At 59.8% G+C, this 23,027-nt stretch carries 19 protein-coding genes; 9 read left to right on the plus strand and 10 right to left on the minus strand.

Going from position 1 to position 23,027, the window contains the following annotated elements:
* The first annotated feature begins 39 nt into the window (after positions 1 to 39).
* A complete protein-coding gene (gene dacB, locus PRI8871_RS04260; protein ID WP_108884919.1) occupies positions 40 to 1,533 on the plus strand; it encodes a D-alanyl-D-alanine carboxypeptidase/D-alanyl-D-alanine endopeptidase in 1,494 nt (497 codons plus the stop codon).
* On the opposite strand, the gene PRI8871_RS04265 is transcribed toward dacB, so the two are convergent.
* The 3 genes from PRI8871_RS04265 to PRI8871_RS04275 all read right to left on the minus strand — a co-directional run bounded on the left by PRI8871_RS04265 (position 1,530) and on the right by PRI8871_RS04275 (position 5,190).
* On the minus strand, positions 1,530 to 3,437 hold the full coding sequence (locus PRI8871_RS04265; protein ID WP_108884920.1) for a BspA family leucine-rich repeat surface protein: 1,908 nt from the start codon (positions 3,435 to 3,437) through the stop codon (positions 1,530 to 1,532). The genes dacB and PRI8871_RS04265 overlap by 4 nt on opposite strands.
* Positions 3,438 to 3,584: 147 nt before the next feature.
* Complete coding sequence (locus tag PRI8871_RS04270; RefSeq protein WP_108884921.1) at positions 3,585 to 4,871, minus strand: homoserine dehydrogenase; 1,287 nt, start codon at positions 4,869 to 4,871, stop codon at positions 3,585 to 3,587.
* An 85-nt stretch (positions 4,872 to 4,956) separates the two neighbouring features.
* Positions 4,957 to 5,190 carry a hypothetical protein gene (locus PRI8871_RS04275; RefSeq protein WP_108884922.1) on the minus strand — a complete coding sequence of 78 codons (234 nt, stop codon included), beginning with the start codon at positions 5,188 to 5,190 and terminating at the stop codon, positions 4,957 to 4,959.
* Positions 5,191 to 5,286: 96 nt separating this feature from the next.
* Here PRI8871_RS04275 and PRI8871_RS04280 point away from each other — a divergent pair, with 96 nt between their 5' ends.
* A complete protein-coding gene (locus PRI8871_RS04280) occupies positions 5,287 to 5,874 on the plus strand; it encodes a TetR/AcrR family transcriptional regulator (RefSeq protein WP_108884923.1) in 588 nt (195 codons plus the stop codon).
* 134 nt (positions 5,875 to 6,008) lie between these two features.
* Here the strand turns inward: PRI8871_RS04280 and PRI8871_RS04285 are convergent, their stop codons facing one another.
* On the minus strand, positions 6,009 to 6,920 hold the full coding sequence (locus tag PRI8871_RS04285; RefSeq protein ID WP_108884924.1) for a pirin family protein: 912 nt from the start codon (positions 6,918 to 6,920) through the stop codon (positions 6,009 to 6,011).
* Between the two features lie 162 nt (positions 6,921 to 7,082).
* Here PRI8871_RS04285 and PRI8871_RS04290 point away from each other — a divergent pair, with 162 nt between their 5' ends.
* Positions 7,083 to 7,568, plus strand: a complete 486-nt coding sequence (locus tag PRI8871_RS04290) for a hypothetical protein (RefSeq protein ID WP_108884925.1) — start codon at positions 7,083 to 7,085, stop codon at positions 7,566 to 7,568.
* A 6-nt stretch (positions 7,569 to 7,574) separates the two neighbouring features.
* Here the strand turns inward: PRI8871_RS04290 and PRI8871_RS19510 are convergent, their stop codons facing one another.
* From PRI8871_RS19510 to PRI8871_RS04305, 3 genes are read right to left on the minus strand one after another with little or no spacing between them, the layout of a single operon-like run.
* Positions 7,575 to 8,486 carry a TadE/TadG family type IV pilus assembly protein gene (locus tag PRI8871_RS19510; RefSeq protein WP_181389369.1) on the minus strand — a complete coding sequence of 304 codons (912 nt, stop codon included), beginning with the start codon at positions 8,484 to 8,486 and terminating at the stop codon, positions 7,575 to 7,577.
* 5 nt (positions 8,487 to 8,491) lie between these two features.
* Positions 8,492 to 9,025, minus strand: coding sequence for a TadE/TadG family type IV pilus assembly protein (locus PRI8871_RS04300; RefSeq protein WP_108884926.1), 534 nt, complete (start codon positions 9,023 to 9,025; stop codon positions 8,492 to 8,494).
* Complete coding sequence (locus PRI8871_RS04305) at positions 9,022 to 10,410, minus strand: TadE/TadG family type IV pilus assembly protein (protein WP_108884927.1); 1,389 nt, start codon at positions 10,408 to 10,410, stop codon at positions 9,022 to 9,024. The genes PRI8871_RS04300 and PRI8871_RS04305 overlap by 4 nt, the downstream gene beginning before the upstream one ends.
* Positions 10,411 to 10,792: 382 nt before the next feature.
* Between PRI8871_RS04305 and PRI8871_RS04310 the strand changes: the two genes are divergently transcribed.
* The 5 genes from PRI8871_RS04310 to PRI8871_RS04330 all read left to right on the plus strand — a co-directional run bounded on the left by PRI8871_RS04310 (position 10,793) and on the right by PRI8871_RS04330 (position 17,670).
* A complete protein-coding gene (locus tag PRI8871_RS04310) occupies positions 10,793 to 12,226 on the plus strand; it encodes a Glu/Leu/Phe/Val family dehydrogenase (RefSeq protein WP_108884928.1) in 1,434 nt (477 codons plus the stop codon).
* Positions 12,227 to 12,305: 79 nt separating this feature from the next.
* Positions 12,306 to 12,614: a hypothetical protein gene (locus PRI8871_RS04315; RefSeq protein WP_108884929.1), complete on the plus strand. Its 309-nt coding sequence runs from the start codon at positions 12,306 to 12,308 to the stop codon at positions 12,612 to 12,614.
* 43 nt (positions 12,615 to 12,657) lie between these two features.
* The gene (gene dnaG / locus PRI8871_RS04320) at positions 12,658 to 14,595 is read left to right on the plus strand and encodes a DNA primase (RefSeq protein ID WP_108884930.1); all 1,938 of its coding nucleotides are present in this window, start codon (positions 12,658 to 12,660) and stop codon (positions 14,593 to 14,595) included.
* 114 nt (positions 14,596 to 14,709) lie between these two features.
* Positions 14,710 to 16,710 (plus strand): RNA polymerase sigma factor RpoD, encoded by a 2,001-nt coding sequence (gene rpoD, locus PRI8871_RS04325; RefSeq protein ID WP_108884931.1) that lies wholly within the window; start codon positions 14,710 to 14,712, stop codon positions 16,708 to 16,710.
* A 480-nt stretch (positions 16,711 to 17,190) separates the two neighbouring features.
* A complete protein-coding gene (locus PRI8871_RS04330) occupies positions 17,191 to 17,670 on the plus strand; it encodes a DUF4166 domain-containing protein (protein ID WP_181389370.1) in 480 nt (159 codons plus the stop codon).
* A gap of 11 nt (positions 17,671 to 17,681) precedes the next feature.
* On the opposite strand, the gene PRI8871_RS04335 is transcribed toward PRI8871_RS04330, so the two are convergent.
* The 3 genes from PRI8871_RS04335 to PRI8871_RS04345 all read right to left on the minus strand — a co-directional run bounded on the left by PRI8871_RS04335 (position 17,682) and on the right by PRI8871_RS04345 (position 22,244).
* A complete protein-coding gene (locus tag PRI8871_RS04335; protein ID WP_245897763.1) occupies positions 17,682 to 19,688 on the minus strand; it encodes a capsule polysaccharide biogenesis protein in 2,007 nt (668 codons plus the stop codon).
* A gap of 20 nt (positions 19,689 to 19,708) precedes the next feature.
* Positions 19,709 to 20,851 (minus strand): polysaccharide biosynthesis/export family protein, encoded by a 1,143-nt coding sequence (locus PRI8871_RS04340; protein ID WP_108884934.1) that lies wholly within the window; start codon positions 20,849 to 20,851, stop codon positions 19,709 to 19,711.
* A 100-nt stretch (positions 20,852 to 20,951) separates the two neighbouring features.
* The gene (locus PRI8871_RS04345) at positions 20,952 to 22,244 is read right to left on the minus strand and encodes a capsule polysaccharide biogenesis protein (RefSeq protein WP_108884935.1); all 1,293 of its coding nucleotides are present in this window, start codon (positions 22,242 to 22,244) and stop codon (positions 20,952 to 20,954) included.
* A gap of 105 nt (positions 22,245 to 22,349) precedes the next feature.
* Between PRI8871_RS04345 and PRI8871_RS04350 the strand changes: the two genes are divergently transcribed.
* Positions 22,350 to 22,937 (plus strand): riboflavin synthase, encoded by a 588-nt coding sequence (locus tag PRI8871_RS04350; RefSeq protein WP_108884936.1) that lies wholly within the window; start codon positions 22,350 to 22,352, stop codon positions 22,935 to 22,937.
* The last annotated feature ends 90 nt before the right edge of the window (positions 22,938 to 23,027 follow it).

Raw genomic sequence — 23,027 nt, forward strand, 5'->3', positions numbered from 1 at the left:
TGCTTGTCCGTTGCACATTGCTGCGCTTAAATCTTGCGCATGACGAACCAGATTTCGAGACGTGGATTTCTTGCGGCGGCGCTTGCCTCTTGTGCAACGCCGGTTTGGGCCAATGCCCCCGAGCGGTCATTGCGTCCGGTGGCTCGTGGCGCCGATCTTATCAAACAATCGCTGCGCCCGATTGATGCGCTGATCCAAAAAGCCAACCTTGGCGGCGATGTGGCCTTCTCGGTCGCCCATGTCGATACAGGTCTGGTGCTGGAGGAACACAACCCCGGTCTGGGTCTGCCCCCCGCCAGCGTGGCCAAGGCGCTGACGGCGACCTATGCGCTGGCCCACCTTGGCCCGGATTTCCGCTTTGCAACCAAATTGTTGCGCACTGGACCGGTGGAAAACGGCACCCTGCGCGGCGATCTGATCCTTGCTGGCGGCGGTGATCCCACGCTGGATACCAACGGGCTGGCCACCATGGCCGCCGATCTTAAGGCCGCTGGCATTCACGCCGTGTCGGGCAAATTTCTGGTCTATGGCAATGCCTTCCCGCAAGAGCGCCTGATCGACACCGACCAACCCGATCAGGTCGGCTATAATCCTGCGATTTCCAGCCTGAACCTGAATTACAACCGCGTGCATTTCGAATGGAAGCGGCAAGCCAAGGACTATGTGGTGACAATGGACGCCCGGTCCGACAAATACCGCCCTGAGGTTCATGTCGCCTCGATGAAGGTGATCGACCGGGCCATTCCCGTCTACACCTATGATGACAAGGGCGGCGTGGATGAATGGACCGTTGCCCGCGATGCGCTGGGCAATGGCGGGGCGCGATGGCTGCCGGTGCGCCGACCGGCGCTTTATGCCGCCGAGGTGTTTCAGACCTTCGCCCGCGCCCATGGCATCGAATTGCGCAACCCTGCCGAGGTTGAGGCCCTGCCAGATACCGCAGACGACATCCTGTGGATGGAAAGCGCGCCCTTGTCCGACGTGCTGACCGATATGCTGAAGTACTCGACCAACCTTACCGCCGAAGCGGTGGGGCTGGCGACGACCAAGGCGATGCAGGGCCGCCCCGAAAGCCTTGTCGCCTCGGCCCGCGCCATGAGCGATTGGGCCCGCCGCGATCTGGGGCTGACGGCCGTTGCGATGGTCGACCATTCCGGGCTGGGCGCAGCATCGCGCATGTCCAGCGCCGATATGATTGCCGTTCTGGTGGCCGCACGGGCAGGCTTGGGACTGAAGCCGCTGCTGAAGGAAACGCCCATGCGGGACGAGCAGCGCCGCGCGATCGAGGATCATCCTGTGACAGTGCGGGCCAAGACCGGAACGCTCAATTTCGTTAGCGGCTTGGCCGGGTATCTGGACGCGCCCGACGGCACCGAACTGGCCTTTGCCATCTTCAGCGCGAACCTTGACCTGCGCAACGCACTGACCAAGGAAGAACGCGAACGCCCGCCGGGCGGCCGCGAATGGAACCGCCGCGCGCGCATTTTGCAGCAAGACCTGCTGGACCGCTGGGGCGTGCTTTACGGCACTTAGATCAGCAGATCGTATTCTGTGCCGTTCAGGTTCAGCATCAGGCTGCTCTGCGCCGCGCCATCCACCAGCGCCCAGAGGACTTGGTTGGTGGGCGTGTACACCACGAAAGCCTCTTGCACGTTGCTGTCACCCGCGGTTGGGATTGTGCCGAAATTCACTTTGAATTGCGATTTGCTGGCCGCACCGCCGCCCCAGAACAGCACGTCGTGTTCGGCACGGCTGTAATCTTGAATCCAATCGGCCCCATGCCCTTCAACGCCCGCGTGATAAAACTTATCCGCGCCTGCGCCGCCATTCACCCGGTCAAATCCGAAGCCGCCGTTGATAAAATCATGCCCCGCGCCGCCAAAAAGAACGTCGCCCCACGCGCCGCCCGTCAGTTCGTCATTTCCGTCGCCGCCAAACAGCCGATCGGCCCCGAACCCACCGACCAGCGTGTCATTGCCCCCGTCGCCGCGAAGATCGTCATTGCCTGTGCCGCCGTCCACAAAGTCATCGCCCGCACCGGCGAAAATTCTGTCGGCAAGGTCCGTCAGAAGACCCGCCTCGGTCCCGCCATAGAGCATATCCGCGCCATCGCCGCCATGGATCGTATCGCGCCCGCCGCCGCCGTAAATGGTGTCATTGCCATCATCCCCAAAGATCCGATCCGAGCGGGCGGAGCCGATTACGCTGTCGTCGCCCGCCAAGGCGATCACAATCAAGGGGCTGGTATTGCCAGAGACATCAATCAGATCAGCTCCTGTGGTCTGACCCAATTCCATGGACTCTCGGGCACCTAGAATTGTCCAGCCATAAGTTTTCGTAAGCGTCTCAAAGGCGGCCTTGTTGGTATACAATAGGCCCTCTGCCCCAAGTGTGATCCCTGTCGGGATTTTCGTTTCACCTGGATCTAGGCGCGCCCATCCTTCCAACGTTGCATTGAAGTTTGCAATGCTGAGGCCCGAATTGTCCAACATGCCCTGCATCTTGATGATCGAAGAGATGTCCCAGTCACCAAGGCTCTGATCAAAATTTTCCGCGTTCCGAAACATGGTGGTCATGTAGGAGACCTTTTGTGTGTTCCAGGAACTCAAGTCTTGATTGAATTTCTTCGCACCTCCGAACATACCGCTAAAGTGCGTGACGTTGCTGGTGTCCCAGTTGCCGATATCCTGATTGAATTCAAATGCGGCAGAGAAGGTATCCCGCATTTTCGTCACACGACGGGTGTCCCAGTTGCCGATATCTTGATTGAATTTGGAGGCACCTGCGAAAGTGCGATCCATTTCTGTTACACTGCTGACATCCCAAGATCCGATCGGTTGGTCGAAAAGTACAGCTCTGCTGAACATTCTGCTGATATCTGTGACCTTGCTAAGGTTCCAGCCACCGACAGGCTGGTTGAAGGCCTCGGCTTCATTAAACATCCCTTCCATTGTCGTGACATTGCCTGTGTCCCATCCAGAGATATCTTGATTGAATGCCGTGGCACTGGAGAACATAAATGACATGTCGGTCGATTTGCTTGTGTTCCACGCACTGATGTCCTGATTGAAACTCGTGGCTCTTGCGAACATGCTTTCGGTCACGGTGGCGTTTGAGATGTCCCATCTTCCGATGTCTTGATTGAAGTTGGACGCCGCCTCGAAAACGCCAGCCATGTTTGCAACGTTGCTTGTGTTCCAATCGCCGATGTCTTGGTTGAATGAACTTGCTTGGTTGAACATAAACTGCATGTTCGTGACCGAGCTCGTGTCCCACGATCCAATGTCCAAGTTAAATTTGCTAACACCTGAAAACATGTGCCGCATGTTCGTGACGGCACTGGTGTCCCAATCAACAATATCATTGGTTACTTGGTTCGGATTGCTTTTGGGGCTTGCGAAATAAAAGCTCAGATCAGTCTTGGGGGCAGCGGTCATGGCAAGTTCTCTGAAAAGTGGGCGTAAAAATTGACCCAATTGTACAGGATTTTGCGAAAATTGATACCTTGACGTTTGACCAAACAAAAACGGCACCTCAATTGAAGCGCCGTTTAAATGTTCTATTTAAATTTACCTTTTAAAAGGTCACACGTCCTCAATCCGCAGGGCCACAGGATCGTTCGCCAGAACGCCGGTGCCGGACATGGCCTCTAGGGCGCGGTCCAGATCGGCGCGGGTGGTTTTGTGTGTGACGATCAGCACGGGGGCCGCGTCTTCGATGTGGCCGTATTGGCGCATCCGGTTGATGGAAATGCCCGCCTCGCCCAGAACGGTGGCGATCTTGGCCAATGCGCCGGGTTTGTCCATCAGCGCCATGCGCAGGTAATAGGGCGCAGGCGTGGCGCCAAGCGCGGCTGTCACCGGGGCCAGCGATGCGGCAGGGCGGCCAAAGGTGCTGACGCGCAGGCCGCGTGCGATGTCCATGATGTCGCCCATCACGGCGCTGGCTGTCGGGCCTTCGCCCGCGCCGGGCCCGCGCAGCACGATCTGGCCGACCTCATCGCCTTCGATCACCACCATATTGGTGCCGCCGTCCAACTGGCCCAAGGGCGAGGTGTCGGGCACAAGGCAGGGCGTCATGCGCTGTTCCAGCCCGCGGCCCGTCATTTGGGTCACGCCCAGCAACTTGATCTTATAGCCCATATCGGCGGCTTGGCGGATGTCTTCGATGGTGATGCAGCCGATGCCTTCCAGCTGCACATCGTCAAAGGCCACCTGCGTGCCAAAGGCGATCGACGCCAGAAGCGACAGTTTGTGGCCCGCGTCGATGCCGCCCACGTCAAGGTTCGGGTCGGCCTCAAGATAGCCAAGCTGATTGGCCTCTTCGAAGACAGTGTCATAGGGCAGGCCCGCGCTTTCCATCCGGGTCAGGATGTAGTTGCAGGTGCCGTTCATCACGCCCAGAACGCGGGTGATTTCATTGCCCGCAAGGCTTTCGGTCAGGGCTTTGATGACCGGTATGCCGCCCGCGACCGCCGCCTCAAAGCGCAGAACGCCTTGGTGATCTTCGGCCAGTTGCGCCAGTTCGGTGCCGTGATGGGCCAGCATCGCCTTGTTGGCGGTGACCACGTCCTTGCCAGCGGCCAGCGCGGCCTCGGTTGCGGCTTTGGCGGGGCCGTCGCTGCCGCCCATCAGTTCGACAAACACGTCCACGTCATCGCGTTTGGCCAGCGCGACCGGATCGTCTTCCCACGCGTAGTCGGACAGCGATACGCCGCGATCCTTGTCGCGGTTGCGGGCCGATACGGCGACGATTTCCACCGGACGACCGGCGCGGGCCTCTAGCAGGGCGGCCTTGCGGCGGACGATCTTGACCACGCCAGTTCCCACGGTGCCCAACCCGGCAATCCCAAGGCGCAACGGTTCGGTCATGTGGCTCTCCTGTCGTGATGAGAAAATTTGCCAGTGCTGTACCCGCTTCGGGTAACGGGCGCAACGGCGCACAAGGCTTGGGGCTTTACATTCGGATCGCGCGCAGTCGGGCTGCCCGCGCCTTCAGCGCCGCGACCCGCGATTGCATCGAGGCGGTGAAATCCGGGGTGATTTGCGGATCGGGGGTATTGAGCAGCGTTTCAAGCGGCACAAGACGCGGGTAATCACCTGTGCCTTCTGCCGGGGCCTGCGTGATCGGCGGCAGATTGGGGCCGGTAGAACAGGCGGCCAAAAGGGACAGAATGAAAAAATACCGCATCAAGGATCTCATTGCTTCTGTCACCGTCATGCCGCAGTCGCGCGATCAGGGCAAGCGGGGGCTTTGATCTGAACGCGCGTTCAGATAACAAGGGGCATGGCGCGTACCCAAGGCTCTCACTCAGATATCACCGGACCCAAGGTCCGCGACGCGGCGCTGCGGCTGTTCGCGCGGCACGGCTATGCCGCTGTTTCGATGCGGCAAATCGCCAAAGAGGTCGGCGTGCAGGCCGGGGCGCTGTATAATTACACGCCAGATAAGCAAAGCCTGCTGTTTTCGCTGCTCAAAGGCCATATGGATGACCTTTTGGCAGCATGGGAGGCCGAGCCGAAGGCGGGCGATGCGCTGGCCCGGCTTGAACAGTTTACCCGATTCCACATTCGATCCACGGTCAAGACGCCCGAGGCGATTTTCATTTCCTACATGGAACTGCGCAATCTGGAGCCGGAGAATTTCGCGGTGATCGAGGATTTGCGCGGGGCTTATGAGGACCAGCTTGAACAGATCCTGCGCAGCGGGGCCGAGACGGGGGCGTTTGACGTGCCTGACCCGAAGATCGCCACGATGGCGGTGATCGCCATGCTGACCGGGGTGAACACCTGGTACCGCCATGAAGGACGCCTGAGCCTGAGCGAGGTTGAGGGGATCTATTGGGATATGGTGCGCAAGTCTGTGGGGGGATAGGGGGCGCTGCCCCCTCTTGGCCTGCGGCCAATTCACCCCCGGAGGTATTTATCGGAAAGATGAAAGGAAAGTGCGCCCCTGCTTTCATCTTTCTTTCAAATACTCCCCCGCCGGAGGCGTCCCGCAGACTGCGGTCAGTGCGCCGGTTTGATAAAGGTGCCGTTGCGCAGATCGCGCATGGCCTGTTGCAGCTCGGCTTGGGTGTTCATAACGATGGGACCGTGCCAAGCGACCGGCTCTTGCAGCGGTGCGCCCGAGATCAGCAAAAAGCGGATGCCGTTCGGGCCGGCCTGTACCGTGATCTCGTCTCCGGTGCCGAAACGGACCAGCGTGCGGTTGCCCGACAGGTCGCGGATGTTTAGCTCTTCGCCCTTGTATTCCTTTTCCAGCAGCACGCCTTGCGGGGTGGATGCATCCAGGAATTTGCCCGAGCCGTCAAAGATATAGGCGAAGGCACGGCGGTAGGTGTCGATCTTGAAGGTTTTGCGCTTGCCGGCGGGCACGAAGATATCAAGGTATTGCGGATCGGCCGCGATGCCGTCCACGGGGCCGGATTTGCCCCAGAAGCTGCCGATAATGACTTTGACCGAGGTGCCGTCATCGTCGATGATTTCGGGGATGTCTTTGCCTTGCACGTCCTGATAGCGCGGCGCGGTCATTTTCAGCGAGGCGGGCAGGTTGGCCCAAAGCTGAAACCCGTGCATCTGGCCATTGGCGTTGCCCTGCGGCATTTCCTGATGAAGGATGCCCGACCCTGCGGTCATCCATTGCACATCGCCTGCACCAAGCCGGCCCGTATTGCCAAGGCTGTCGCCATGTTCGACCGTGCCGGACAGGACATAGGTGATCGTTTCAATCCCGCGGTGGGGGTGCCATGGGAAGCCGCGAATGAAATCTTCGGGGCGTTCGTTGCGGAAGTCGTCGAACAGCAGGAACGGGTCCAGCTCGGTCGGGTCTTGGAAGCCAAAGGCGCGGTGCAGGTGCACGCCTGCGCCCTCCATTGTGGGCCGGGCTTTGCGGGTTTCCAGTGTGGGGCGCAGTGACATTGCGAAACTCCTGTTCGAGGGTGATCCAGATGTAGGGCGCGGGGCGCGATCAGGCAATTCTGAGTGCCACACCGGATCTGTTCAAAAATGCACAGGTGCAAGCCCCCTCGCATCTGGGCGCGACCTGCGCTATGCGGACGCAGACACATGAGGGAGACATCCATGTCCGAAGAAATCCTGGCGACGGTTCACGCATCGGCTGCGCGGCGGTTCATTGGTGTTGGCACGATGGCCGGGCTTGGTGGCTTGGTGCTGTATCTGGCGCTGGCAACGGCTCCGGCGCTGCATTGGCGGTTGTTTCTGCTGGTGATGGGGGGCGGGGCGCTGTTTGTCGCACAGTTCATGTGGCAGACCACTGGCTTGCGGCTTGAACTGACCCAAACCGAGCTGCGCGATTCAAACGGGCGGCAATTGGTGGCGCTGGACGATGTCGAGGCGGTGAACCGTGGGGCCTTTGCGTTCAAGCCGTCCAACGGGTTCATGATCAAGACCAAGTCGCGCCAATCCAAGGTTTGGCGTCCGGGCATGTGGTGGCGCATGGGCCGTATGGTGGCCGTGGGCGGTGTGACGCCGGGGTCGCAAACGAAACCGATGGCCGACATCATGGCGGCCATCGTGTCCGGGCAAGAGCCGTTTAGCCTAAGCTAACCCGCATCAAAGGCGGCTGTTGGGCGGTTGCGGCGGAGGCGGCGGCGGCGGCGGAGGTGGGGTATAGCCTGATCCGCTGTTGTTGCCCGAGTTGCCGCTATTGCCCGAGTTGCCGTTGTTCCCGGAATTTCCGTTATTGCCGGAATTCCCGTTGTTCCCCGAGTTTCCGTTGTTTCCGTTGTTGCCAGAGTTCCCGCCGCCACCGGTGTTGTTCTGGCCGTTGTTGTTTTTCGCCTCTTCTTCGGCCTTTTTGGCCTCTTCGGCAAAGATATCTTCCCACTCATCCTCGGATTTGCCTTCGCCCCCAGTGTTGGGGATCTTCGGCTCATAGTTTTTGGGATCCCAGTTTTCGTTGTTGGAACTGTCGGTATGCGGGATCGACGGCGTGTAACGCGGGCGGGTGAAGGAATAGGTGGTGATGTTCATATCATCCAGCCCCACACCCCAGATCGGGCTGTGCTTGTCCCATGTTTCCACAAGGATCAGGCGGTCGTTATGGGCCATCACGGGCAGGCGTTTTTCATAGCTGCTGGCCAGATTGGCGTCGGTCAGTTTGGCACTGGTGCCGCGCACTTCGGACCATTCGACGGTGTATTCGTCGTCATCGGCGTCGTATTTGACCTCGGTGATGCGCAGTTGGCTATCAAGCGTGCCCCATGTCCGGGTCAAGATATAGAACAGGCGCTGGATACTGTTGATGTAGGTGTCATCAATCGGCATCGTTTCGCGGCTGATCATATCGCCGATGGTGTAGTTCGCCTTTTGGCTGATGCTTTGCTGGCGGAACGCATCGAAATAGACCCAGACCGCGGCAAACAGCACGAAAATGAACGGCATTGCGATCATCGCTTCGATGGTCACATACCCGCGCGTGTCGGTCAGGAAACGGGTGCTAAACTTGCGAAAACGTTTGAACATCTGGATCACTCCGGTTCCAGCACAAAGGCAGAGCTGCTGATCAGCGCGGTAAAGCCGTTGCGGTCCACCATCATGTAGCTGCTCAGATAGCCAGATGGCGAAAACGGCTGGTACTTGTAGCAGGCGCGCAGAAAGATCACGTCGTTTGAGCCGCCGCTTTCGAAATTCCGCTGTGTTTGGGTATCGGCGGCGATGTCGGCGCAATCGGGATAGTAATCGGGTTCATTGAAGTTGCGCATATCAAGGCGCAGCATTTCAAGGTTCAGCGTCTTGGCGCAGTTGGGCAGCAGGTTGGAATTGGCGCAGATCGATTCCTTCAGGGTCTTGTGGTCCCAGTCGGTCCCGGTGCCAAGGCGCACATCACGAACCGTCAGATCCAGCGCCCGTTCCAATTCGCTGTGGCGAATGGTGACAAGGCCCAGTTCCACGGCCGAGATCATCAGAACCATGAACAGCGGCGCCCAGAGCGCAAAGGGGATGACCATCGAGCCATCCTCGCAGCGGGCAAAGCGGCGAAGGCGGGTGGACAGGCGGATCATTGCGTCAGCCTCAGCTGGTTGATCGACCGGGCGATCGAATAGAACACGTCGGTCAGTTCGGTGCCTTCGGCGTCAAAGTAATGCGCGGGCGAACTGGCGCATTGGTTCATAACCTTTTTGCCATGGTTGTCGGTTTCAAAGGCGATCGACCAGATGGTGATCTTCTGGGCTTTGGCCGCGTCGCAGATCCGGTCAAGCAGGGCGTCGCCGTACCAAAGGTTGTAGCGCTCGGAATAGTAACTATCCCAGCTCCAGGAATCGTAGACGAAATTATCCAGATAATACCACAGGTTATTCTGGGACCAGTGCAGGATGTCGCTTTCGTCGTTGTAGGCCCAGTTCGCGATGCGGAAGGATTTGTCGTGCTTTCCGTCCGTCATCAACACCACATGTTTCGTCGTGTCGGTGAAGTCATAGCTAAACGGTCGGCCAGACATCGCGGCAGGGGCCTTGCCTTGGGTGATCAGGCCAGTTGCGATGCTTTGGGTCGACGGATCAAGGAAGGCTACGCCCCATTTCATGCCCATGAAAATCGACGTCCCGGCGCGGGGCTGGAACTTTTCAATCTGGTCTTTCAGAACGGTGCGGTTGGTCTGAAACGCCGAGATTTCTTCGTAGTCATACTGAGGGCAAACGGTGTCTTCGATCTCGTTCGCGCCGTAGTAGTTCCACTGGAAATACTGCATCTGTTCGTAGGTGTGGCTGGTGTTCAACTGGGTCTGGTTGAAATGACCGTCCGGGATTTCCAGACAATGGGTCATCCCGTGTTTCCAGTTCACCTTGAGCAGCGATCCGATATAGGGGCCTGGGTTCACATGTTCCGAATAGGGCACCAGCGAAATCGAGATCTGGTTCGGGTAACGCTCGTCAATCACCGTATCGACAAAGGTCTTGGCGGCGTTCTTCATGTTGACCAGACGGCTGTTCTTGGCCATCGAGCCCGAGATATCCAAGACAAGCGACACTTCGACGTTGTGCACGTATTCTTCGGCGACAGACACGCCGCCAATGTCAAAATAGTCCACGCCAATCATTGACGAAAAGTTGCCCGCAACCTTGGCGGCCCCTTCGGCACGGACCCGCTTAAACCCCAGACCTTTTTCGGTTTTCACCTTCGACAGGCTGTCAGACAGGCCCATTTTGGCAAAGTAGTCATGGACCACGTCGTCAGGAACAAGCGTGTTGTCAAGGTCGGCGGCGGCCAGCACGGCACGGTCAAGGGTGGCTTGGATTTTGGCGCGGCGCAGTTCTGCATGGATCATGTCGATCCCCAGACCGCCGACGGCAATGGTCATCAGCGCGGCGGCCACGGCAATATAGGTCAGCGCGCCGTCTTCATCATGCCAGAACCGGGATGTTCGACGCCCCAGTTCTTGCTTAACCATATCAAGCCTGTCACCGCCAAAAGCACGCGCGGCGAATCTACCAAGCTCCATCATACCACCTCAATACCGCCGTGGGCGGCATAAACTCCGAACTGCGCAAAATGCGACCGGAAATATATCGCTTGGGAAATTGGCTAAATTGGGGCCGAATTCGCGGCAGTGCAGCGTGATTATGAGGCAAAAATGTGCCTATCTTTTCATCATGGGCGAGTCTGTTTCGTATGAGGACACAAAAATTATCGAAAGACAGGCTTCATTCACACGAATGCGACTCAAGACGAAGTCTGTCGATACCTGAAGGCTGTCAGCGCTATCAATTTCCAAAAGGAAACCGTCCAGTAATAGGATGCCCTTATACGGCTTGGCTCTGGAGGAGAGAGACATGACTGTGAATATTCACGAACCCAGCTTCCGCGAAAGTGTTGACTTGATGTTCAACCGCGCTGTGGCGCTGATGGATCTTCCTGCTGGCCTGGAAGAGAAAATCCGCGTCTGCAACGCCACCTACACCGTTCGCTTTGGCGTGCGCTTGCGGGGACGGATCCAAACTTTCACCGGTTACCGGTCGGTCCATTCCGAACATATGGAACCGGTCAAGGGCGGTATCCGCTATGCGCCGACCGTCAATCAAGACGAGGTGGAGGCGCTGGCCGCGCTGATGACCTACAAATGCGCCTTGGTGGAGGCGCCGTTCGGCGGCTCCAAGGGGGGCTTGTGCATTGACCCGCGAGAGTGGGAGCCGCATGAGCTTGAACTGATCACCCGCCGGTTTGCCTATGAGCTGATCAAGCGCGACATGATCAACCCGGCGCAAAACGTGCCAGCCCCCGACATGGGCACGGGCGAACGGGAAATGGCATGGATCGCCGACCAATACGCCCGGATGAACACCACCGACATCAACGCAAAGGCTTGTGTCACCGGCAAGCCGCTGCATGCGGGCGGGATCGCTGGCCGGGTTGAGGCGACGGGGCGCGGCGTGCAATACGCCTTGCGCGAATTCTTCCGCGATGCGCGGGACGTGGAAAAATCCGGCCTGACAGGCACCTTGGATGGCAAACGCGTGATTGTGCAGGGCCTTGGCAACGTGGGCTATCACGCCGCAAAATTCCTGCGCGAAGAAGACGGCGCCAAGATCATCGGCATCATCGAACGTGACGGGGCGCTGTATAACCCGGACGGTCTGGATGTGGACGCGGTGCGCGAATGGATCGTCAAACATGGCGGCGTGACCGGCTTCCCCGATGCGTCGCATACGGTCGAAGGCGGCACCTTGCTGGAAGAAGACTGTGACATTCTGATCCCTGCGGCGCTGGAAGGGGTGATCAACATGTCGAACGCGGCCCGCGTGAAGGCCCCGTTGATCATTGAGGCGGCGAACGGCCCCATCACCGCCGGGGCGGATGACATCCTGCGTGATCGCGGAGTCGTCATCATTCCCGACATGTATGCCAATGCGGGCGGTGTGACGGTGTCGTATTTCGAATGGGTCAAGAACCTCAGCCATATTCGCTTTGGCCGGATGCAGCGCCGTCAGGAAGAGGCGCGCAACGAGATGATCATCCGCGAGTTGGAGCGTTTGGATGCCGCGCTTGGCGATACTTGGGTCATGACGCCGGACTTCAAGACAAAGTACATGCAAGGCGCTGGCGAATTGGAACTTGTCCGCTCGGGTCTCGATGACACCATGCGAACGGCCTATCAATCGATGCGCGAGGTATGGCACAGCCGGGGCGATGTGGCCGATCTGCGGACGGCCTCTTATCTGGTGGCCATCGAAAAGATCGCCAAAAGCTATCAGGCCAAAGGGCTGTAACACCGCTTTTCGCGGCTGCCCCCTTAACAAGGGGCGGCCTGCGGGCTACATCTGGGCCAACCAACCCGGAGGGCCGAGAATGAGATACGCACTGGCAACCGCTGTTTGTCTGTTGTCGGCCAATGGGGCCATGGCTGCGGATATGGAAAAGGAATGCGCCGTTCAGGGCGCGCTTGCCCAATCCGTCGCGGATGAACGCAGCAAAGGCACCTCGCAGCGCAAGGCCCTGCGTCTGGTGTCGGGCGGGCTGACCGAAGACGCGGCGAAATACGCCGATTTCGTCCCGACCCTGGTGGCCTATATCTACGAACAGGTTCCTGCCAATCTGATCGACGAAAACGTCGGCGAGGTTTGGCGCACGCAATGTCTGGCGGCGGTTCAGAAGTAACCCTGTCTGGACACCTTCCGGCTTTGCGCCAATATAGCTGACCATGAGTCTACCGCCCGGCTTCCTTGATGAACTGCGCACCCGCACGAGCCTGTCTCAGGTCGTGGGGCGTAAAGTCATGTGGGACAACCGCAAATCCAATCAGGCCAAGGGCGACATGTGGGCACCTTGCCCTTTCCATCAGGAAAAATCCGCGTCTTTTCATGTAGATGACCGGAAGGGCTATTACTATTGCTTTGGCTGTCACGCCAAGGGCGATGCGATTTCCTTTATCAAGGAAACCGAAAACGTTGAGTTCATGGAAGCGGTTGAGATTCTGGCCCAAGAGGCCGGAATGCAGATGCCCGCCCGTGATCCCAAAGCCGCGCAGAAGGCTGATCGCCGCACCCAGTTGATAGACTTATGCGAAGCCGCGCAAAAATTCTTTGCCCTGCAATTGCAAACGGCAGGCGGCGCGGCGGCGCGGGCTTATCTGGACAAACGCGGGCTGAAGGCCGAGGCGCAGCAGCGTTTGGGTTTGGGCTTTGCACCCGATGCATGGCGCACTTTGCTGGAGCATTTGCAAGGCAAGGGCGTAGCCCCCGATCTGATCTTTGCCGCCGGTCTGGCCAAGCCGTCCCAGAAGGGCGGGCAGGCCTATGACGTGTTCCGCAACCGCATCATGTTCCCTATCCGCGATCCGCGTGGCCGGGTGATCGCCTTTGGCGGGCGGGCGATGGACCCCAATGACAGCGCCAAATACCTCAACTCGCCCGAAACGGACCTGTTCGACAAAAGCCGCACGCTCTACAACCACGGCCCCGCGCGTGAGGCGGCGGGCAAGGGGCAACAGTTGCTGGTGGCCGAAGGTTACATGGATGTCATCGCCCTGAGCGAGGCAGGCTTTGGCGCGGCGGTCGCGCCCTTGGGCACGGCCGTCACCGAACACCAGCTTGCCATGCTGTGGCGCATCTCGGACGAACCGATCATCGCGCTGGATGGCGATACGGCGGGCATTCGCGCCGCCTACCGGGTGATTGATCTGGCCCTGCCGGTGCTGGAATCGGGCAAGGGCCTGCGCTTTGCCCTGATGCCCGATGGCAAAGACCCTGACGATGTGATCCGGTCCGACGGGGCAGGGGGCGTGCAGAAGGTGCTGGATGGCGCGCTGCCCATGGTCAAACTGCTGTGGCAGCGGGAAACCGAAGGCAAGGTCTTTGACAGCCCCGAACGCAAGGCCGCGCTGGACAAGGCGCTGCGCGAAAAGATCAAGCTGATCCGTGACCCATCGCTTCGGGCGCATTACGGGCAGGAACTCAAAGATATGCGCTGGGGCCTGTTCCGCCAGCGGCCCATCGCAGGACGCCGGTTCGACACCCGGAAGGGCCTGAGCATGAGCGGATCGGCCACCAAGGCATCGCTGCTGGTCTCGGCTGGGGATGAAGCGCAGGACCGCCTGCGCGAGGCGGTGATCGTGGCCACGGTGGCCTGTACGCCTTCGATCCTGCCTGAGGTGTTGGAAGATCTGGCCGATCTGACTTGCGCCGACGATCTGGTCGAACAGGTGCGCGAGGCGCTGGTGCGGCTGGGTCATTGCCCGACCGATCAGATTTCGCAGCGGCTGGAAGAAATAATTGGGCCCCAAACACTTGAAACCTTGCTGTCTGCACGCCATGTGGCCATCACGCCCAGTGTGCGCACCCCGGGACATGATGATCTGGCGCGGATGACCGTCCGCGATGAACTGGCCAAATTGGCCGCTCAACGGGGGCTCGCGCGTGAGATCGCAGAGGCGGAACTGGACCTAGAGGATCTGGCCGATGAGGCGGTGACATTCCGCCTCGGAGAGGCCGCACAGACACGCGCTATGGCAGAGCGCAGCGCACGTGAGGACAAGCGTGACTACGACCGCGGGCCCAATGGCGCCCACATCGACAAAGACGAACGAAACGCACTGGATGCCCTGCTGAATCAGATCGGATACGGCAAAACTGGCAAATAACCAGCGTTTTCAGCAGAAACTGGTAAAGGAATCGGTGTAAACGGGTTTGCGAATCGGCAGAATTCGCTATTGATTCGTTTCAATCGAATCGCCCGTCCCGGATAGGAGCACTTTATGGCCGCAAAAGACAACGACGACGCCAAGCCCGACAACCAGGACGATGAAGTCTCGCTCGACATGAGCCAGGCCGCCGTCAAGAAGATGATCGCGGAGGCGCGTGAGCGCGGCTATATTACCTACGATCAGCTCAATCAGGTGCTTCCGCCGGATCAGGTCAGTTCGGACCAGATCGAGGACGTGATGTCGATGCTGTCCGAAATGGGCATCCAGGTCACCGAAGACGACGAAGAAAACGACGACGACGATTCCGGCGACGGCAACAAAGGTTCGACCGAGCTGGTGTCGAACAGTGGCCGGGGCGAAATCACCCTTGCCGGGTCCAACAACGAAAAGCTGGACCGCACAGACGACCCGGTGCGCATGTACCTGCGCGAAATGGGCAGCGTCGAGTTGCTGTCGCGCGAAGGCGAAATCGCCATCGCCAAGCGGATCGAAGCGGGCCGCAACACGATGATCCTTGGGCTTTGCGAAAGCCCTCTGACCTTCCAGGCGATCACCATCTGGCGCGAAGAACTTCTGTCCGAAGAAATTCTGCTGCGCGACGTGATCGACCTTGAAACCACCTTCGGCAACCAACTTGGCGAAGATGGCGAAGTGGATCAGCCGGTCGTCGATACCTCGAACGTCTCCGCCGCCAAACCGGCCCGCAGCAACGAGCCGGAACTGGACGCCGACGGCAATCCGATTGCCTCGGAAGACGATGACGATGATGACGAACAGGCCAACATGTCGCTGGCCGCGATGGAAAGCGCGCTGAAGCCGCGCGTTCTGGAAACGCTGGATCGCATCGCGCAAGATTACGAAGAACTGTCTGAAATGCAGGACAGCCGGATTTCGGCCACCCTGAACGAAGACGGCTCGTTCTCGGACGATGACGAAGAACGCTATCAGATCCTGCGCTCTGAGATTGTGAAGCTGGTGAATGAACTTCACCTGCACAACAACCGTATCGAAGCACTGATTGACCAGCTTTACGGCATCAACAAGCGCATCATGTCGATTGATGGCGCAATGGTGAAGCTGGCCGACCAAGCCCGCATCAACCGCCGTGAATTCATCGACGAATACCGGGGCCGCGAATTGGATCCGAACTGGCTGGACGACATGGCTGAGAAATCGGGCCGTGCTTGGCAGGCGTTTATCGAGCGTTCGTCGGACAAGGTTGAAGAACTGCGCGCCGACATGGCGCAGGTCGGTCAATACGTCGGTCTGGACATCAGCGAATTCCGCCGCATCGTTCAGCAGGTGCAGAAGGGCGAAAAAGAGGCGCGTCAGGCCAAGAAAGAAATGGTCGAGGCGAACCTGCGACTGGTGATCTCGATCGCCAAGAAATACACCAACCGCGGCCTGCAATTCCTTGACCTTATTCAGGAAGGCAACATCGGCCTGATGAAGGCGGTTGATAAGTTCGAATACCGCCGCGGCTATAAATTCTCGACCTATGCGACGTGGTGGATCCGTCAGGCGATCACCCGGTCCATCGCGGATCAGGCCCGCACGATCCGTATTCCGGTCCACATGATCGAAACGATCAACAAGCTGGTCCGCACCGGTCGTCAGATGCTGCACGAAATTGGCCGCGAACCGACGCCGGAAGAACTGGCCGAAAAGCTGCAAATGCCGCTGGAAAAGGTTCGCAAGGTGATGAAGATCGCCAAGGAACCGATTTCGCTGGAAACGCCGATCGGCGACGAAGAGGACAGCCAGCTTGGCGACTTCATCGAGGACAAGAACGCCGTTCTGCCGCTCGATGCTGCCATTCAGGACAACCTCAAAGAAACCACGACGCGGGTTCTGTCCTCGCTCACGCCGCGTGAAGAACGCGTTCTTCGGATGCGCTTTGGCATCGGCATGAACACCGACCACACGCTCGAAGAGGTGGGCCAGCAGTTCAGCGTGACGCGCGAACGTATCCGCCAGATTGAGGCAAAGGCCCTGCGAAAGCTGAAGCACCCAAGCCGGTCGCGCAAGCTGCGTAGTTTCCTCGATCAGTAAAGCAGGATCTAAAATATAAGATTGTGACAGACCCGCCTTGTGCGGGTCTTTCTTTGTTGATATACTCGTTTGGGTAGAATTGGCGCATCGCGCGATCACGTTAACCCGAAAGCGCTCCTGAGCGCTTTATACTATGGCCTTGGCGCATATTTCGCTAAAGGCCCGAAATTTCCAAATTTTCTTATGTAATTGATCTAGGTGCAGGTGCGTCGTTTGCAAACGGATTAGTTTTAGGTCGCCAATGTTCTTGGATCGTCCATTGCCATCCGGCGGGGTGGTTTTGGCAAGATCAAGCGGATGCTGAGGCGGCGATGGACGTTTCGGCGCACGAGGGTTTTTCGCCGGAGCCAGGCATTGTGCCGGTTCGAAAATAGTATGGTCCCGGACGTCTGAACGCGTCCTGAGTGGTGGAGATTGCGATTGGTACAAGATCCGTTTTGGAAACTTCTGGGCGACAGGCGGCAAGATTTGCCAGATGTCTTGCGGAGCTTTCATGAAACGATTCCGGCCCGCTACACCGGGCAGGTTAGCGTGATCCATGGCCGCAGTTGGCTGGCCCGGACCATGGCGCGGCTGGCCGGCTTTCCCGATGCTGCCGCCGATCTGCCCTTTCAGTTGGATGTCGAAGAACAAGACGGGGTCTTTAAGTGGACGCGTCAGTTTGGGCTGCATACAAGCGTGTCCCATGCGTGGCTTGAGGGGGACCATGTGTGCGAAAAGTTCGGACCGTTTCGCCTGTTGATGCATTCCGAGGTCAATGGCGATCGTTTGAAGATTTCCATCGACAAGATGATTGCCTTTGGCATCAACCTGCCAGATGCCCTGACGCCGAAAAGTGAATCGGTCGAATCCCTGGACGAGGCCGGGCGCTACGTGTTTGATATTTCGGCCTATTCCCCATGGGAAGAGCTGTTGGTTCGCTACAACGGCTGGATGGTTCCGTCGCCGTTGCCGCTGTAGGCGCGAATGGTTTAGCGCCAGATCCAGGATTGGCTGGCCAACAGGCCTTGGGCCTTGGCCAGTGTCCGGTTGAACGGTCCGGGGCGCGGCACCTGACCATTGGCCAGACGTTCGGCAACCACTTCGGCGGGGCAGGGCAGGCCGGTGACCGGATCGCGATAGCGCGGATAGCCAATCAGCGTGGCATGGGTCAGCCCATCAAGCGTAACCGGCCCCCCGCGCCGCGTCAGTGCTGGCCCAAGATCCTTGGTCAGCCCCCAACCGGCATAAAATGGCTGGCCCAGCGTGGTCACCGCAACCCCGCGCAGCAGCGCCTCAAACCCCGTCAGCGATGTCAGTGTCCAAACCTCATGCACTTGCGTCAGCAGCGGGGCCATATCGGCGCGGTGCAGCACGTAATCGGCCCATTGTTCGGGGCGGTCAACGGCGCCGAGACGCAGGCCTGCCTCAACATCGGGGTGCGGTTTGTAGAGGATAATGGCGTCCGGGTTTGCCTCGCGCGTGCGGCGCAGCAGTTCGGCATTGGTCATGCCCGGTGCCCCAAGCCGGATCGAGGCGTCGTCCTCGACCTGTCCCGGAACAAGGATGCGGTGGCCATCTGGCAGGGCGGGCAAAGCGCCGCCCAGATTGTATTTCGACAGGTTTCGCGCCACCAGCATGCCCCGCAGCGCCTCGGCCCGGCGCAGGTCTGACTGGGTCAGGTTGGGGCTGGCGGCGATCAACGCCTCAAGCCGGGACGGGCGCGACGGATCGTAGTAAATACCTAAATCATCGCAGGCCAAGGACAGCGGCGGGATCAGTGCCGCGCCGAGCCCGGCCGACCGCAGAAACCCGTCCTCGCAACGCACATCGGCCCGATCGGCCAGCGGATGCGAGGCCCAAGCCATATGCCGCCGCCCGGCTGCCTTGGCCTTGGCCGCAGCGTCAGGGCCATCGTCAAACCGGATGCGATGTAGCGTGCCGAAGACCCGTTGCAGCGGCCCGCGTTTCCAAAGGCGCATGCCGCTTGCGATCCAGCCGCGCCGGTCATCGCGCCACGCCCGTACCTGCGCCTCTAGCGTGTCGAGGGCCTGTTCCAACGGGCAAAGCTGATTGCGGTAGGGGTCGTACCACGTCGGGTAATGGATCATTGCGCCCAGAAACAACTGGTTGCGCGTCAGGGTGCGTTTGCGGCGGGGGAAATGCGCGTCGTCCTCGGTCAGGCCCCATCCGGCGTAAAAGGGCGTGCCAAAGACGCGCGGTTTGTGCCCGGCCAAGATCGCCTCAAACCCCATGCCGGACGACACGGTATAGACCGCGACGGCGCCATCCAGCAGCGCCCAAGGCGATACGGCGTCATCACACAGGCTAACCAGATCGGTGGTGTCTTCGGGTGTGTAATGCCCTTGGCGGTGGCCGGTCTGGGTCTCGGGGTGGGTTTTGATGACAATGCGCGTGCCGGGATGGTCCTGTCGCGCGATGGTCAGCATTTCCAAGAACCGCGCACGGCCCGCGCCGCAGGCCTTTAGCGCGGCATCCCCGCGCGTCTGGTCTATCACCAGAACATAGCCCGGATCGGGCGTTGGGGCCGCCGGGTCAAAGGCGTTGTACTTGGACAGATGCGTGCGCCGCATCCGGGCAATCGCATCGCGCGCGCGGGCCAGATCGGCCCCATCGTCCAGCGGATGGGTGGCCAGCAGCGTTTCCAAATCCGACGGGGTTCGCGCATCGAAATGCACCCCCGTTTCGTCAATCAGCAGACCCAGCGGCGGTTCCCCATCCCGGCCCGGATGGACCGACCGTAGAAAGGCGTCCTCAATGCGGATCAGCGGCGCGCCGTGTTTGGCGGCGACCGCCTCGCCCCGGTGGGCATAGGGCGACTGGCCCCAAACGCCCACGGCATCGCCATCTTTTGGCAGGCCAAACCGCACTGGCAGGCCCGACAGCGCCAGAATACGCCGCAGCCGCGGCTGGGTCAGAAACCCGCCGTTGTATACGAAAAGGCGCCGGGGCGATGGGCCGCCGGCGCCTTTTGACATTGTTTGGACGGGGGCGATTGTCAGCCTCCGATGCCGACCGTCGACGCGGCGGTGTTCAGCGTGTTCACCGCACTGAGCGAGCCGGTCAGAGCCGCAATCGTCTTGTTCCATTGCGCATAGGGCGCTTCGGTCACATACAGCGTGTCATCGTCGCGGATGGCAAAATCGCGCGCCATGAACATGCCGTTGGGTTCGGTCAGATCCAGCACATAGACAAGGCGCTGATCGCCGGTCAGATCATCGCGGCCCAGCACGCGGTTGGCGATATCCGCCGGTTCATTGCGGAACACAAAGACGCCGGTCGGGTCTGCGGCGGTCGGGGCAAGGCCGCCCACCTGGGCAATCGCCTCAAGCGCGGACAGGGTGCGGGTCTGGAATTCAACCAGCGACTGGGCGCCGGTGGCCCCAAGCGCCGTGAACGAGCGCTGATCCTCTTCGACAAGGATCCGGTCACCGGGGCGCAGAGCAATATCAAGCGCCGGGTAGTCATAGAGGTCCTGGAACCAGATCTTGCCGGTTTCGCTGCCACGGTTGACAACGACCTGCGCCACATCCGGCTTGATCGCGATGCCGCCCGCGCGGGCCAGCATGGCCGACAAGGTGCGGGTCGGGCGTTCGATGGCAAAGACGCCCTGCGTGCCGATCGCACCAACCAGCGATACGGTCGACCCGTCGCCTGCGATGCGGCGCACTTCGACCTGTGGGTCGGGCGTCTGGTCTGCCAGTTTGGCGGTGATAATGCGGCGCACGCCTTCGGGCGTGTTGCCTGCGGCTTTGATCCGGCCCGCGTAGGGCACAAAGATAAAGCCCGATCCATCCACCTGAACTTCGTCCAGAATGGTGGAATTGGCGGTGGTGGGCACCAAAAGCCCATCGTCCACGTTTTCCCAAACCGTCAGGCCAAGGGTATCGCCCGCGCGGATCGTATCCGACCCGATCTGACCGGCGTTCTTGAATTGGTCGGAAAAGCCAAGCGAGGGGACAACCGATGTTGCCCGCGTCACACGATCATTCACCGCAACGATAAAGGCATCGCCTTTGCGCTGTACCGATCCTTCGTAGATTTCGCGCTTGCTGGGGCCGACGCGCGGAAGACCGCAAGACGACACGACGGCCAAAGCCGCCAAAAGGGCGACGGATCGCGCCCACGGCGTACGGGACATTTTCACTGCTCGGTCTCCTCGACCCTATTATTCTGCCTTAGGTTTTTGGGGTAAGATACCGGAATTGGACAGCAAAAGCCAGTACTAGGACTTGTGTGCCTCAGGTCACGACCCGCAACTGTTGCCTTGGGGCCGCGGTCCCATGGATCAGCGCATCGTAGGGATCATCCGGCGATAGCATCATGTCCACGACCTGCCGCAGCAATTGCCGCCGCCCTTTGACTGAATAGAACCCGCCCGGCAACTGGCTGGTTTCAAGTAGGAACCGGCGGTAATCCTTATAGGCGCGGTTGTCAGGGCGGGCGGCACGTTGGAAAAACGCCTCTAGCGGCTGGTCGGACACGAACTCGGGCTTGGCATAAACCGCATCGCCAAAGACCCGGATCGGAATGCCCCGCCAAAGCACCTGCTGCCCGGCGGTGGAATTGACCGTCACCGCGCTACGCGCATCGTTCAGCAATTGCGCCAGCTTGCCGCCGCGCACGTAATGCACCCGGTCGCCCAGCCCATGTTCGGCCGCGGCTTCAAAGATCGCGCGGCGCATATCGACCCGCCCATCTTCCAGCGGATGGGCCTTGAACACCAGATGGTGATGGCGCGGCGCACCTTTGGCAAAGCCCGCAATCACCAGCTTCAGGAAATCGGGCATGGTGTCGAAAGGCGAATGCTTCTGGAAACTGCTGTCATGTTCCAACTGCATCAGTACCAGATGATAGGGAAACCCCCCGCGCCGAATACGCGCCGTTGCCAAAACCCGTTCCGCCCATGTCAGCGGCAGCGTCGCCAGCCGTCGCAGATAAAGCCGAAACTCCCGCCCGACCGAGATGGACCGATGCGGGCGGAAATTGCCATAGCGGCGGTTCCAGAACATCACGAACCAATGATAGACCGCGCCGTAGAACATATGCTGGCGCATGTCGCCCCATTGCGCAGGCGGCAGGGGGGCCTCCATATCCGATAGGCGCAGCGCCTCTTGCATGTCAGCGACGCTCATATGCATCAGGCGCGAATGACCATTGGCGCCGCCGCGTTCATAGGTCACCCAATAGGGGCGCAGATAGCCTTCCTCAAACACATGGATCGTCAGCCCGCGGGCGCGTGCCGCCTCAATCGCGGTGGCATGAATGGGCCGCGTGTCGCCATATAGCACGATATCGGTGACGCCCTTCGCCTCAACCAAATCCGCAAACCGGGCGGGCCAATCCTCAGGCGTGCCAAGATAGGGAACATAGGTTGCGCGATCGCGCCAGAACGCCTGATCGCCCGCGTTAAAGCCGACACGCCATACATCTGCCCCGGCGCGGGCCACCATCTGACCCAAACGCGCGAAGAACGGCCCATGCGGACCTTGCAGAAACAGAAACACCCGTTTTTGTGCTGAAATCTCGTGCATACTCGGCTTTTACTCGCAAATTCCTTGGGCTACGTATACCGGGTCAGTTCGTCGAAATTAAGGCTGTTGGGGCCAGACCGCGCCCCATGAAATGGAGCGTGCCGCATGTTTACCGGAATCGTCACCGATATGGGAGAGATCAAATCGCTGGAAAAACGCGGCGATTTGCGTGCGCGCATTGGCACCGCCTATGACACGGATGGCATCGACATCGGCGCTTCGATCGCCTCGGATGGTGTCTGCTTGACGGTGATCGCTACGGGGCCCGGCTGGTATGACGTGGAAATCAGCGCCGAAACCGTCAGCAAAACCAACCTTGATGCATGGGCGGTGGGCCGCCGCGTGAACCTTGAACGGGCCTTGAAGGTCGGAGACGAACTTGGCGGCCATATCGTCAGCGGCCATGTGGACGGCGTCGCCACGATTGAGGCGATGCAGGACGACGGCGACAGCACGCGCTTTACCTTCCGCGCGCCCGAAGCGCTGGCCCGCTACATCGCCCCCAAAGGCTCGGTCGCGCTCAATGGCACCTCGCTGACAGTGAACGAGGTCGATGGCTGCACCTTCGGCGTCAACATCATCCCGCACACCAAGGATGTGACCACTTGGGGCAGCGCCAAAACCGGCGACCGGATCAACCTGGAAATCGACACACTGGCCCGCTACGTCGCCCGCTTGCAAGATTTCGCCTGACCGCTTGCTTCTTCTCTTTGAAAAATACCGCCGGGGGTGAATTGGGCCGAAGGCCCAAGAGGGGGCAGCGCCCCCTCCCTTGGCACCCAG

It is taken from the genome of Pseudoprimorskyibacter insulae, from assembly GCF_900302505.1.
In the GTDB taxonomy this organism is placed as follows: domain Bacteria; phylum Pseudomonadota; class Alphaproteobacteria; order Rhodobacterales; family Rhodobacteraceae; genus Pseudoprimorskyibacter; species Pseudoprimorskyibacter insulae.